This window comes from Enterococcus sp. CR-Ec1, from assembly GCF_002850555.1.
Classification (GTDB): Bacteria; Bacillota; Bacilli; order Lactobacillales; family Enterococcaceae; genus Enterococcus_D; species Enterococcus_D entomosocium.
Genome location: NZ_CP025223.1, coordinates 3,339,205 through 3,352,559, shown reverse-complemented (window position 1 = coordinate 3,352,559; position 13,355 = coordinate 3,339,205). Strand labels below are relative to the sequence as shown.

The 13,355-nt window shown below is 44.8% G+C and carries 14 protein-coding genes; 9 read left to right on the top strand and 5 right to left on the bottom strand.

The window, feature by feature from the left end:
- Window positions 1-55: 55 nt before the first annotated feature.
- From CXM95_RS16040 to CXM95_RS16030, 3 genes are all read right to left on the bottom strand, one after another.
- On the bottom strand, window positions 56-727 hold the full coding sequence (locus tag CXM95_RS16040) for a type 1 glutamine amidotransferase (RefSeq protein ID WP_005233555.1): 672 nt from the start codon (window positions 725-727) through the stop codon (window positions 56-58).
- Window positions 720-2,069, bottom strand: a complete 1,350-nt coding sequence (locus CXM95_RS16035) for a Mur ligase family protein (protein ID WP_042890677.1) — start codon at window positions 2,067-2,069, stop codon at window positions 720-722. The genes CXM95_RS16040 and CXM95_RS16035 overlap by 8 nt, the downstream gene beginning before the upstream one ends.
- Before the next feature lie 198 nt (window positions 2,070-2,267).
- Window positions 2,268-3,674: a TrkH family potassium uptake protein gene (locus CXM95_RS16030; RefSeq protein WP_008379338.1), complete on the bottom strand. Its 1,407-nt coding sequence runs from the start codon at window positions 3,672-3,674 to the stop codon at window positions 2,268-2,270.
- Window positions 3,675-4,065: 391 nt separating this feature from the next.
- Between CXM95_RS16030 and CXM95_RS16020 the strand changes: the two genes are divergently transcribed.
- Together CXM95_RS16020 and CXM95_RS16010 are read left to right on the top strand one after the other, a co-directional pair.
- A complete protein-coding gene (locus CXM95_RS16020; protein WP_016621934.1) occupies window positions 4,066-4,884 on the top strand; it encodes a Cof-type HAD-IIB family hydrolase in 819 nt (272 codons plus the stop codon).
- Between the two features lie 182 nt (window positions 4,885-5,066).
- On the top strand, window positions 5,067-5,861 hold the full coding sequence (locus CXM95_RS16010; RefSeq protein WP_324847116.1) for an HAD family hydrolase: 795 nt from the start codon (window positions 5,067-5,069) through the stop codon (window positions 5,859-5,861).
- A gap of 152 nt (window positions 5,862-6,013) precedes the next feature.
- Here CXM95_RS16010 and CXM95_RS16005 read toward each other — a convergent pair whose 3' ends face one another.
- Together CXM95_RS16005 and msrA are read right to left on the bottom strand one after the other, a co-directional pair.
- The gene (locus tag CXM95_RS16005; protein WP_005233563.1) at window positions 6,014-7,078 is read right to left on the bottom strand and encodes an iron-containing alcohol dehydrogenase family protein; all 1,065 of its coding nucleotides are present in this window, start codon (window positions 7,076-7,078) and stop codon (window positions 6,014-6,016) included.
- Window positions 7,079-7,240: 162 nt separating this feature from the next.
- Window positions 7,241-7,759 (bottom strand): peptide-methionine (S)-S-oxide reductase MsrA, encoded by a 519-nt coding sequence (gene msrA, locus CXM95_RS16000; RefSeq protein ID WP_016609916.1) that lies wholly within the window; start codon window positions 7,757-7,759, stop codon window positions 7,241-7,243.
- Between the two features lie 92 nt (window positions 7,760-7,851).
- Here msrA and CXM95_RS15995 point away from each other — a divergent pair, with 92 nt between their 5' ends.
- The 7 genes from CXM95_RS15995 to CXM95_RS15965 all read left to right on the top strand — a co-directional run bounded on the left by CXM95_RS15995 (window position 7,852) and on the right by CXM95_RS15965 (window position 13,290).
- Window positions 7,852-8,373 carry an AAA family ATPase gene (locus CXM95_RS15995; protein WP_101699425.1) on the top strand — a complete coding sequence of 174 codons (522 nt, stop codon included), beginning with the start codon at window positions 7,852-7,854 and terminating at the stop codon, window positions 8,371-8,373.
- Between the two features lie 2 nt (window positions 8,374-8,375).
- On the top strand, window positions 8,376-8,801 hold the full coding sequence (locus tag CXM95_RS15990) for a GNAT family N-acetyltransferase (RefSeq protein WP_005233566.1): 426 nt from the start codon (window positions 8,376-8,378) through the stop codon (window positions 8,799-8,801).
- 54 nt (window positions 8,802-8,855) lie between these two features.
- A complete protein-coding gene (locus CXM95_RS15985; RefSeq protein WP_042890675.1) occupies window positions 8,856-9,437 on the top strand; it encodes a GNAT family N-acetyltransferase in 582 nt (193 codons plus the stop codon).
- 136 nt (window positions 9,438-9,573) lie between these two features.
- Window positions 9,574-10,158 (top strand): thymidine kinase, encoded by a 585-nt coding sequence (locus tag CXM95_RS15980; RefSeq protein ID WP_005227882.1) that lies wholly within the window; start codon window positions 9,574-9,576, stop codon window positions 10,156-10,158.
- 3 nt (window positions 10,159-10,161) lie between these two features.
- Window positions 10,162-11,235, top strand: a complete 1,074-nt coding sequence (gene prfA / locus CXM95_RS15975; protein WP_005227884.1) for a peptide chain release factor 1 — start codon at window positions 10,162-10,164, stop codon at window positions 11,233-11,235.
- Window positions 11,228-12,085, top strand: a complete 858-nt coding sequence (gene prmC / locus CXM95_RS15970; protein ID WP_016621930.1) for a peptide chain release factor N(5)-glutamine methyltransferase — start codon at window positions 11,228-11,230, stop codon at window positions 12,083-12,085. The genes prfA and prmC overlap by 8 nt, the downstream gene beginning before the upstream one ends.
- 176 nt (window positions 12,086-12,261) lie before the next feature.
- On the top strand, window positions 12,262-13,290 hold the full coding sequence (locus CXM95_RS15965; RefSeq protein WP_086298302.1) for an L-threonylcarbamoyladenylate synthase: 1,029 nt from the start codon (window positions 12,262-12,264) through the stop codon (window positions 13,288-13,290).
- Window positions 13,291-13,355: the final 65 nt, after the last annotated feature.

Below are 13,355 nucleotides of genomic sequence, written 5' to 3'. Positions count from 1 at the left end.
TTCCCATAAAAAAACAAACCTGCGAAAAACAGGTTTGTTTGCTAAGTACGTGTATTTAAATTTCGACGTTGCCATAACGATTGGCAAGGGCGGTGCGGATCAAGCGCTCTGCCAAATGCTCATTTCTTGCGAGAAGCGGTCCGTGGAAGTAAGAGCCGAACACATTGCGGTAAACCACGCCTTCGGTTTGGTCTTCGCCATTGTTTCCTTGTCCTTGGATGACTTTCCCCAATGGTTTTTCCCCTTTACCTAAGAAAGTACGGCCATTATGGTTTTCAAAGCCATAATAGGTCTCATCGAATTCTTCATTGTGGATCACGATGTCACCGATGAAACGGTTGTTTTCTTGGCTTAAGGTGTAATGATCCAAGGCACCGATCCCCTTGATTTTCTCGCCGTTGGCACCGATGTAGTAATGACCCAGCAATTGATAGCCGCCGCAAATTGCCAGCATCACGCCATCATTTTCGATATAGCTGGTCAGGGCTTCTTTTTTTGATTGGATATCTTGTGAAACGATCACTTGTTCAAAATCTTGTCCGCCACCGAAGAAGACGAGATCATATTTTTCAGGATCGAAGGGCTCGTGAATGCTGACGACTTCTGCGTTGAAGGTCACGCCTAGTTTTTCGGCCACGTAGCGCAACATCAAGAGATTGCCGTTATCGCCGTAAGTATTCAAAAGATTTCCATACAAGTGGGCAACATTCAGTTGATACTTAGTCACGACTCATTCCTCCTTTGATATAGCCTTTTTCCGCAAGCTTTTTGCGTAGCTGCAGGACTGCAGTGTAAGTCGCTAAAATATAGACTTTTTCTGTTGGTAAGTCTGCAATTTGCTTGATGACGTCATCAAGTTCAGGGGTTTCAATGATTTTCTCTTCAGGGATCCCCGCAACTTTTAACCGCAACGCCATATCTTTGTGACGATCACCACCAGCGACCACTTGAGGAATCCCCATATCGGCAAACGCTTCATGGTCGCCATCCCAAATCCAGCTGACGTCGATCCCATCTGCGTAGTTGGCATTCAACAAGCTGACTAGTGAGAAAGGATAGGGCGACAGGCTGATCATATCGATGACTTGGTTCAAACCAACAGGGTTTTTAACTAAAACTAACGTACATTCTTTGTCCCCGATGCGGATCACTTCTTGGCGGCCAAAGACTTTTTCGTCATAGGCCAAACCAGATTTGATTTTTGCAGGTGCTACGCCATAATATTCCGCAACCGCAGTTGCCGCCAGCGCATTGTAGACATTGTACATCCCACCAACTTCGATGCGATAGTCATTGCCATCGATCACAAAAGCAGCAGAGGTGTTGTCCATTGCAGTCATTTCCGTCAGTTTATAATCCAATTCTGGTCGATGGAAGCCGCAATTTGGGCAGTAGTATTTCCCAAGATTGGCATAGGTGATCATTTTATAATGCAAAATGTGATGACACTCAGGACACAACACGCCATCCGTATTGTAATGGGCCATCTGCTCTTCATCTGGCAAATGATCAAATCCATAGTATTTCCGCGGATTGACAGTTGCCACCGAATTGAACAGTGGCGAATCCCCATTGCAGAGGATCGTTGCTTCCGGTGAGTTTGCGGCACCTTCAACGATCATTTTATAGGTCGTATAGATCTCGCCATAACGGTCCATTTGATCGCGGAAAATATTGGTGAAAACGAACAATTCCGGTTTGATGTACTTCGTTACTTTGCTGAGACTGGCTTCATCGATTTCTAAAACCGCAAATTTTTTGCCTTTTTTAGGGCGTGCCGATAGAAAGGTTGAAACGATCCCTTGGACCATATTGGCGCCGGTGGGGTTCGTTAATACTTCATCAAATTCTTGGCGCAAAATATTGACAGTCAAGGCAGTCGTCAATGTTTTGCCGTTGGTGCCTGTGATCACGACGACTTGGTAATCTTTCGCCAAATGATCTAATATATGTGGATCAACTTTTAATGCTAATTTACCAGGCAGGCTTGAGCCACCTTTGAAAAAGTTCTTTAATACCCATTGAGAGGTCTTACCGACTGAAACAGCCAGATGACTTCGTATTCCCATAATGTAACCCTCCATTAGAGCGAATGCTTTCGTTGTGCAAATTCAATTTATCATACCATATACCAAGAAAAAGGTTAAATTGCTTTTGCGATTCTTTAAATTTCTACAAAGACCATTCTGATAAATGGCTCTTTTACTTGCGATGATCAAAGGCTTGAAAAGCAAAACAGCAAACCTTCTGCCAGGTTTGCTGCTGCTTTAACCGATAATGATTTTTTCCGTTGGGTACTCGTAGCCTAAGTCACGTGTTTCTTTTGGTACGAATAACATCAAGGTGTACAGCATACCGACACGGCCGATAAACATCAAAAGAGCAATCACGAGTTTGCCGATGGTTGATAAATCGCCCGTGATTCCTAAAGAAAGCCCTGTGGTTCCAAAGGCCGAGGAAACTTCAACAATGATGGCGATCAAAGGGATATCCTCGATGGCGGTCAAGAATAAGACACAAAAGAAGCACATGCCCATCGAAAGCATGAAGACCACCACTGATTTACGGACGTCATCTTGATCGATCCGGCGACCGAAGATATTGATATTGTCCTCACTTTTCAAGAAGGCATAGAGGTACAGCCCAATGATGGCAATGGTCGTCGTCCGAATCCCCCCACCAACAGAGCTGGGACTACAACCAATAAACATCAGCAAGGAGAAAACGATCAACGTCGTGGTTTGGAAGTTGCCTAAGTCATGGATCTGCAGGCCAGCATTCCGCGTTGTCATGGAATAAAACATGCTGTTCATCCACATACCACTAAAGCTGTAATCTTTGAATAAATAATCTTTCTCAAGGAAAAAGATCGCTAATGTACCGCCGACAAAGAGGATCACGAAAGCCAAAACAGCAATTTTTGTGAATAAAGAAAAGCGAAACGGCAAGCGGCGGCGTTGTTTTTTCATTTTAAAAAGGACCCATTCCCGAAAGTCCATGATCACTGGAAATCCGATCCCCCCGATAAAAATCAAAATCATGATACACGTCAGGAAGAAATAATCATGGGAAAACGGCAAGATGGAATTGCCCGTCACATCAAACCCTGAGTTGGTCACAGCAGAGATCGCTTGATAAAACCCATAAAAGATCGCGTCACGCCAATTGTCATAATACCCGTAAAGATGAAAATAAACAGCGAAGATCGTACCTGCTACCAACTGACAAACTAAAATGATGGTAAACGTCGTTCGAATCATCCGAACGATCCCGCTAAGCTTTGGCTGGTTCATATCTGTCATGATCAATTGGCGTTGCTTTAAACTGATTTTGCGCCGTGAAACGATCGCAAAAAAGGTCGAGATCATCATGATCCCTAAACCACCAACTTGAAAGAGGACTTCCAATAAAATGACCCCGCGGTCGTTAAATACGTCATTGATCGGGAAGGTAGTCAACCCTGTGACACTGACCGTGCTGACCGCCATAAAGAACAGATCGATAAACGCGACATGAGAGCCCGGTTCCCGAAAGAAGGGAAGTGAAAAAAGCCCCAAAGAGACCACCGTCATCACGATATAATAAAAAACAATCACTTGGATTGAAGATACATTCTGGGAAATAAACGTCTTGCTCCTGCGCTGCGTCAAGCGAGCAAAGCGGGTAAAGTTCATAACAAAAACCCCTCACTAATTAAACTATCCCCAGTATACCAAAGAACCAAGTAGATTTGAAAGAAAGCAGGATAGAATTTATGTGGGGCAGAAATTGCGCAAGGAAACGTTTCTGGAGTGATTCTTTTCATTCGGGCAAAGGAGCCGCCAATCAATCCTTGTGTTTGGCAGCGATGGTCTGCCTTTGAATGATCTTCAATCATTGTAAGGATTTTTGAAAAGGTAGGCACGATTGAATGGTGTAAAGCAGTAGTCTCTTTTTTGAGAGGCACTATCCCTTCAATCGATTTTTTAGCAAGAAAAAGGATGCGGAAGTTGTATATACATGTTAAAATAATAATGTGAGAAAAACGCTTTCTTTAATAAAGAAAGCCAGAATGGAGAGAAGTAGATGAATGCCAACCCTTATGATATCAAGTTAGTAGCTGTCGATATGGATGGAACCTTTATGCGCACGGATTATACGTATGATGTTCCCCGCTTCAAGGTCGTGTTGGCCCGCATGAAAGCAGTCGGCTGTCAGTTTGTCGTTGCCAGCGGCAATCAGTATTACCAGTTGCGGGCTCAATTTCCCGGCTATGATCACGAGCTGAGTTTTGTTGCAGAAAACGGAGCACTTGTCAAAGACAAAGAAACAGTGCTTTTTGCAGCGGACATTCCCCGAGAAACGGTTTTCGCAACCTTAGATTTATGTAAAAAATACTCCGAAGTTAAAAATGTAATGTGTGGGCTCAATAGTGCTTATTGTGAACGGGGAACGGTCAGTGATGCTTTTTTTGAATTAACAAATAAGTATTACCACAAATTGCAATGGGTCGATGACTTTGCCCAAGTAGAGGACACGATCCTGAAATTTGCCCCAACCGTTCCTGTCGAAAAAACGGCCTATTATTCGGAACTATTTCAAAAAGAACTAGCTGGTTTGCTAGTGCCAACAGGCAGTGGGCATGGTTCCGTGGATCTGATCGTGCCTAACTGCCACAAAGCATCAGGATTGGCACGCTTGGTAGAGCGATGGGGGATCACTCCTGAGCAATGTGTCGCTTTTGGCGATGGCGGCAATGATTTGGAAATGTTAGCCTATTGCCAGAGAGGCTATGCGATGGACAATGCGCCAGAAAACGTCAAAGCCGTTGCCACCGCTGTCTGTCCCTCAAATGATGAGGATGGAGTATTAGTCACATTGGATCAGCTGTTCCCGATAGTCTAGGCGTTCTTTAAGATTCTTAAAAATAGGTAAGTATTCCGATCAATTTTCACGATTTCAGAAGAAAACGCTGGCAATTTATGAGAAGATAAAAGAAATAAAAGATAACAGCGACGATCCGCACGGAACAATAGAGAGAAAAGCGCATCAATTTTTTGAAAATCGAGACGGAAATGGGGAAGATCATGAAGAACGTGAAAATTATTTTTTTTGATGTTGATGGCACACTGATCGACATGAACAAAAAGCAAATCTCTGAAAGAATGTTAGCCACATTAAAAACCTTGAAGAAGCAAGGGATCCTGTTGTGCATTGCGACTGGCAGAAGTCCCATCGCGTTGCCGCAATTTGAAGGCGTGACCTTCGATGCGTTTTTGACCTTTAACGGATCGTATTGTTTTAATCAAGCCGAGGGGATCCACCAAAACCCTATTCCTAAAAAAGATGTTCAGCAAATCATAGAAAATGCGACGGCGCTCAAGCGTCCAGTAGCAATCGCAACGAAGGATCGTACCGTTGCCAATGGCAAAGATGCTGATTTAGTTGAGTATTTTTCCTTTGCTCATCAAGAAGTGATCGTGGCAGAAGATTTTGAAGAGTTGATCCAACAGCAAGACATTTTCCAAGTGATGTTAGGTTCAGGGAAAGAAGACTACGCCAAAGTGATGGCAAATACTACAGAGGCGAAAATCACCGCCTGGTGGGATCGGGCAGTCGATATTATTCCAGCCAGCAGCGGGAAAGGAAGCGGCATTGCCAAAATGCTGGCTTACTATGGCTTGGATAAATCCGAAGCCATTGCCTTTGAGGATGGCAACAATGACATTGAGATGCTGGAGGCAGTTGGTCGGGGTCTAGCAATGGCCAATGCTTCGGATGAGTTAAAAGCGATCGCTGACGAAGTGATTGGTCACGTAGCCGAGGAAGGTATTTATCAATACTGCTTAGAAAACGGGTTGCTGGGTGAAGCCGTGCAGTGATGGGCAATGCGTCAGTTGCTGTTGCCCGCTAAGAACATGCGCAGCCAGGATTGCTACTGCGTGTCAGTTTGATCAAATAAAAAAACTGTTTCCGAAATGCATTAGGGAAACAGTTTTTTATTGATATAAAGTTGTTTAGCAATTTGTACGGTTTACAGCGCCTCTACTGCTTCGATCGCCTGATAGACTTTTTCGGGTGTGATCGCAGGATCAATCAAAATAAAGGTTTCTTCTTCCTTGACAGCATAGGTCAGAACCGAGGCGAAGTAATCCCGATCAAGGCGTGTCACGTGGAGATCCTTCAGCTTCATCGGCAAGTGCAAAGCTTCGTAAAACGGCCGTAATTCTTCAATCACATCAAAATCATTGGTATAGGCAAGCTGGACCCAAATGCAGTAGGCGACTTTATTGCCGTGCAAGACACTATGGGTCTCATTCAAATAAGACAAGCCGTCATGCAGCGCATGCGCACCGGACGTGCGGCCAAACTCTACTGCAAAACCGCCAACTTCGCCTGCCAAAGCAATGATCGCGTCGGTGATGCGGGCAAAGGCGGGTGTCAGCTGCCCAGCTTCTAGGTCTTTGACAGCTTGGATCGCATCGGCAATCAGCAAGTTTTTGATCAAAAGAGCGCTTTGGAAACCTAGCCGTACTAAGGCAGTCTTGTCGTCTTCTGCCATGTTGCGGACGATGGCTTCCATTTCATAATATTTGGCTAAGGTATCAGCGATCCCTGCGATAAAGTAATCAACAGGTGTGGCTAGTAAAAAACGGGTGTCGACGATCGTCATGTAGGCACCTTTTTTGGCATAGTCGATTTTACAAATCGTATGATCGGGGTAATAGGCGACGATCACCGGGGTAAAGGGCGCACAGTTGGAAACCAATGTAGGGATCACGATCAGCTCTGCGCCAAGGGTTTGGGCGGTGATTTTTGCTGTATCAGCGACCTTGCCGCCGCCGATTGCCACCACGGCATCTGCTTGCTGGATCGCTTCAGCTAAGGTTTGCGCATTTTCATAACTCGATGATCCATCGTAGCGGTAGATCGGGTAGTCAAATGAATGAGGGTAATAGTTCGAAAACACATCGAATGACTGCTCCCCAGTAATTACTGCTACCTCTTGGAACTCTCGTAAATACTCCGGCAAATCAGTTAAGACCCCATCGCCCGTAATATAACGGTTTGGACCTGGACGGACTTCATTAGCTAACATCAAACAAACACTCCTTTATAATCGTCAGAATTTTCTAATCAGTGTAGCGCGAAAATGCCCTGACTGTCAATTTCCTTTTTGGGAAAAAACAGAAAACAGCCGATCTGCTGACGAGGCAGATCGGCTGTTAGTGATGAATTGTAAGGAACGTTCTCCAAAATGTTAAGCCCAGTTTTGGCGAATAAAGCCGGCTCGACCGGAGCCTTCGCTATAAGCATTGTAATGGGCTGCATTTTTTTTGTAAAAATCTTGATGATAATCTTCTGCAGGATAAAAAGGTTCTGCTGGTTCGATCTTCGTTACGATCGGACGGTCAAAGCGGCCGCTAGCTTGCAACTGCGCCTTTGATTTTTCCGCAATCGCTTTTTGTTCTTCACTATTGTAAAAAATCACTGGACGATAGGAATCACCACGGTCGGCAAACTGACCAAACGCATCCGTGGGGTCTGTCTGCTGCCAATAGATGGCAACTAATTCTTCATAAGAGATGACTTCAGGATCAAAGGTGATTTCAACTGCTTCGGTGTGACCGGTGGTACCTGTCGTTACTTGTTGGTAGGTTGGGTTAGGGACATGGCCGCCAGTAAAGCCCGAAACCACTTTGAGGATGCCTGGCTGTGAATCAAAAGGCTTCACCATGCACCAAAAACAACCACCAGCAAAAATTGCCGTATCTTTCATAGGTATTCCTCCTTTGCTTCTATGGTATGCTTCTAGTAGAGAAAAACAAGAGATATGCTTAGATAACTTACTAACGAAGAAAGGAACCGCCCATGGAAAGCATGTTAATTTTACTACGGGGGAATTCTGGCAGCGGAAAAACCACTATTGCCAAAGCTGTTCAGCACGTTTTTGGGGAAGAGGCAGTGCTGATTTCACAAGATGTTTTTCGGCGAGAAATTTTTTGTGTCAAAGATACCCCTAATAATTTAGCCAGCGGTTTGATGAAAGAAGCTGTCCTATATGCGAAGGGGAAAGTGCCGATGATACTTGTTGAGGGGATTTATTCTCGTGAAAAATACCAAGACTTTCTCGACTTTCTAATGAAACTCTTTCCCCAAAAAAAGGTAGTTTATTATTTTGATCTTTCTTTCGAGGAAACGGTCAAAAGACATCAGACCCGAATGCAGCGAGACTATTTATCCGAGGAAGCGATGCGTAAATGGTGGCTTGAGCGAGACTTGCTTTTCCCAAAAGGATCTTCAGAGGAAAGACTGATCAAAGAAGGCCTAACGATAGCAGAAACGGTCGATCAGATCATCGCAGATTATCAAGAAACAAGAAGGAGTGATTGAATATGGCGCGAATCATTGAACAAGGAACAGACCAAGAATTGGCTGCGTTAGAAACAGCATTAACAGCATACACAAAGCATCAAAAACCATTTACACAAACAGAGACCTATCAGAACTTTAGCAGTGTAATCAAAAAAGAGGGTGTGGTGATTGCTGGTGGCATTGCCTACGCCTCGATGTATCATATCGGCTATCTTGACACCCTGTGGGTCAAAGCATCCGAGCGGGGAAAAGGGTATGGCAAGCAGATTCTTACGGATCTTGAACAGCAGTTGAAAGCATTTGGCTGTGAAAATTGCCAGACGGCGACTTTTGATTTCCAAGCACCAGATTTTTATCAGCGAGTGGGCTATGAAGAAATCGGGAGAATCGCCCATACGCAAAATCAGCTAACAGAAATTTTTCTAGTAAAGAAATTACGTGATTGAATCCCAAAGAAACCGTTGAACAAGGACGAAACCAATGAAAGAGAGGCACAACCAATGTTAGATAAATCAATTCCATATGCAGAAATCTGGATGAAGCGAGCACACAAAAGCACACCGATCCAGCCCATTCAATCCGATAACTATTCGCTACGCAGCTACCAAGCAGGAGACGAAAGGCACTGGGCACGGATCGAAACATCCGTCGGAGAGTTTGACAATGAGGAAGAGGCATTGGCGTATTTTGAAAAAGAATTTATGCCCGAGCAAGCACAGCTAGGACAGCGAATGTTTTTTGCCATTGATCAAACAGGTACACCGGTCGGCACGGCTACCGCTTGGAAAAAAGCCAAGCAAGACGGTACACCGGTTCCGCTAGTCCATTGGGTAGCAGTAATGCCGCAAGCTCAACGTCAAGGGATCGCTCGCGGCTTGGTCACGCAAGTCGTTTCTGTCTTAGAGGCAGCCAACGAGCCGATGTATCTTCATACGCAAACGTGGAGCCACGCAGCAATCAAGCTCTACCAGCAGCTCGGTTTTGTGATCATTGCAACGGATATCAATGGGAATGAAAATCCAGAATATCCACTGGCTTGTCAAGTATTGGCAGAAGTGGCCAGAAAAGCCAGAAATGATTAAGAAGTACCGGCAGCAAAAAATCCGTTAACTTTTCGTAAAACTCTTGCGTAAAAGGCGGCGTGTGTCGAATTTAAGTCTGTAAAAATTCTCCTTTTTCAAGTATAATACCAAAGGAGTATGAGGAAGGATGGGCGAGATGGCACAGCTTTTTTTTAAATATGGCGCAATGAATAGTGGGAAAACGATCGAGATACTGAAAGTTGCTCACAACTATGAAGAACAAGACAAACCAGTCGTGATCATGACAAGTGGATTGGACACGAGAAGCGGCGTGGGAAATGTTTCGAGTCGCATCGGCTTAGAGCGAGACGCGATCCCGATTTTTGATGAAACGGATCTATTTCATTTGATCAAAGACCTCGGTTATAAACCTTATTGTATTTTGATCGACGAAGCACAGTTCCTAAAGAAGCATCACGTGCTGGCTTTCACCAAAATCGTGGATGAGTTAGGTATTCCTGTAATGGCCTTTGGCTTGAAAAATGATTTCCGCAATGAATTATTTGAAGGCTCAAAATACTTGCTGCTTTACGCAGATAAAATCGAAGAGATGAAAACCATCTGCTGGTTCTGTCATAAAAAAGCAACCATGAACTTGCACTATATCGACGGAAAACCCGTTTACGAGGGCGATCAAGTACAAATCGGCGGCAATGAAGCGTATTATCCAGTTTGCCGCAAGCATTACTTTCACCCGGGAATGAAAAAAGAAGGAGAATAATCAATGTACGATCAGTTACAAGCAATCGAAGACCGTTACGAAGAATTAGGCGAATTACTAAGTGATCCAGCCGTGATCTCTGACACCAAACGCTTCATGCAGCTTTCAAAAGAAGAAGCCAATACACGGGAAACGGTGGAAGTCTACCGCCGTTACAAAGAAGTCGTTGAAGGAATCAAGGACACTGAAGAAATGCTTGGGGAAAACCTAGATGCAGAAATGGCTGAGATGGCCAAAGAAGAACTCTCTGACTTGAAAAAAGAAAAAGACGTTTTAGAAGAACGCATCAAGATTTTGTTGTTGCCAAAAGACCCGAATGATGACAAAAACATCATCATGGAGATCCGTGGTGCAGCAGGCGGCGACGAAGCAGCCTTATTTGCTGGCGATCTTTTCAATATGTATCAAAAATATGCGGAAAACCAAGGCTGGAAAGTCGAAGTCATGGATGCCAACGTCACTGGGATCGGCGGCTACAAAGAAGTCATCATGATGATCACTGGCGACAACGTCTTTTCAAAATTGAAATATGAGAGCGGCGCCCACCGAGTGCAAAGGGTACCGTCTACCGAATCACAAGGCCGAATCCATACGTCTACGGCAACGGTCGTGGTTATGCCTGAAGCAGAAGAAGTCGAAATCGATATCGCAGACAAAGATATTCGTACCGATATTTACCATGCCTCTGGTGCCGGTGGTCAGCACGTTAACAAAACAGCTTCTGCTGTTCGTTTGACTCACTTGCCAACAGGGATCGCTGTTGCGATGCAAGATGAGCGTTCACAGCTGAAAAACCGTGAGAAAGCGATGAAAGTCTTGCGGGCACGGGTCTATGACCAAATGCAGCAAGAAGCACAAAGCGAATACGATGCAAACCGTAAATCAGCAGTGGGTACCGGCGATCGTTCTGAACGGATCCGGACCTATAACTTCCCGCAAAACCGCGTAACAGATCACCGTATCGGGTTGACTATTCAAAAATTGGATCAAATTTTAGCTGGAAAACTCGATGAAATTGTTGATGCACTGATCGTTTACGATCAAACATCAAAATTAGATGAGATGCAAAATGGCTAAAACCTATCGAGAAGTCCTTTCACGGGCTTCTTCTTTTTTAGAAACGAAAGGACTGGACGGGTATGCGATCCAATACCTGTTTTTACAGCGAAAAAACTGGCAGCAACTCGATTGGCTGCTGCAGATGGACCAACCCATCCTAAGGGAAGATGAGGCACAGATCGCAGCAGATCTTGAACAGTTGCTACAGCATGAACCCCCGCAATATTTATTGGGGTATGAAGAATTTTATGGTCATCGCTTAAAAGTGACCCCTGCAACCTTGATCCCGCGTCCAGAAACCGAAGAGCTGGTGGAAAACTGTCTGGCAAAACTACCAGCAGATCAGCCGCTACGAGTCGTTGACATTGGCACGGGTACAGGAGCGATCGCCATTGCCTTAAAATTGGCACGTCCCCAGTGGTCGGTAAGTGCCGTGGATCTTTCAGCAGAGGCGTTAGCCGTTGCTAAAGAAAATGCGACAGCCTTAGGTGCAGAGATCCGCTTTTTCCAAGGAGATACCTTGGAGCCTGTGGCAGATCAGCAATGGGATCTGATCGTTTCCAACCCGCCGTATATCAGCGCTGAAGAGTGGCCGCTGATGGATATCAGTGTACGGGAAAAAGAGCCTAAAATGGCGCTTTTTGCTCAAGAACAAGGATTGGCGATCTATAAGCAATTAGCACAGCAAGCACCGAAGTGTTTGGCACCAAGTGGGCAAATGGCGCTGGAAATCGGCTTCCAGCAAGGACAAGCTGTTCAACAGCTTTTTGCAGCCGCTTTTTCCAACAAAGAAGTTACCGTAGTAAAAGATCTTGCGGGTCAAGATCGGATGGTGTTCGTCAGTCATCCACAAGATGTGGATAAATAATTTTTTTTTGCTACAGAAAAAGTGCAAAAACCTTATGAAATGAACAATTTGGGAATAAATGGAGTTATAAACAAGGTTATCCACACTTGACAAACGACTTATCCACAAAATGTGGATAAGAAACGAGAAAATGTTGATAAGTGTGGAAACTTCTCAAAAAAGGATGTGGATAAATTGTGGAAACAAAAATTTTTGATCAATCACAGTTAAACGAAGCAGCAGCTATCTTAGCTGAGGGGGGATTAGTGGCGTTCCCGACGGAAACTGTCTATGGACTAGGGGCTAGCGCGCTTTTGCCAAAAGCTGTTGCGCAAGTGTATCAAGTCAAAGGACGACCTAGTGACAACCCTTTGATCGTTCATATTGCCGAGCCAGAGCAGTTGGAACCGTTTGTGGATAACAAGCATCCTTTTGCTGATAAATTGATGGAAACTTTCTGGCCTGGGCCCCTAACCTTGATCTTTTCGATCAAAAAAGACAGCTTACCTAGCATCGTTACTGGCGGCTTATCCACAGCGGCGTTTCGGATGCCCAACAACACCAAGACGTTAGCGTTGATCAAACAAGCCCAACAGCCATTGGTTGGTCCTAGCGCAAATACATCTGGTAAACCAAGCCCAACATCAGCTGCGCATGTTCAGCATGATCTGGCAGGCAAAATCGCTGGCATCTTGGACGATGGGGTGACACAGATCGGTGTCGAATCAACGGTCTTAGATTTGAGTGACCCAACGGCACCGCCGATCATCTTACGCCCTGGTGCAATCTCTAAAGAACAGCTTGAAGCAGTCTTACAAACAAAAGTCCTCGTCGATCAGCATTTAGTAACAGAAAGTGAAGCACCCAAAGCGCCAGGCATGAAATACAAGCACTATGCACCGAATACCAATGTCATGATGGTCAATGACCAAGATTGGTCGGCAGCCATGGCTTGGGCGAGAGAACAGCAGCTTAAGGTAGGTGTTTTAGCTGGACCGACGATCGCCGAGCAGGTCCGCTTCGAAGCTGCAGCCATCTATTTATTTTTTGATGACAGTGTGGAAGCTGCGACAAAAGGGCTGTTTGCGGGGTTACGGGCGTTAGATGAATCGATTGCTGAGCTAGATGTCTTATTCGCACCCACGTTTCCAGAAAGCGGCTTAGGGGCTGCTTATATGAATCGGTTGAAAAAAGCTGCAAATCAAAGTTTCTTTCAAGAAAATTAGCAAAAAACCAGAATTCATTATAGGTAGCTTATGAAGAAATGTGATACAATGCTACCATTAAGGTA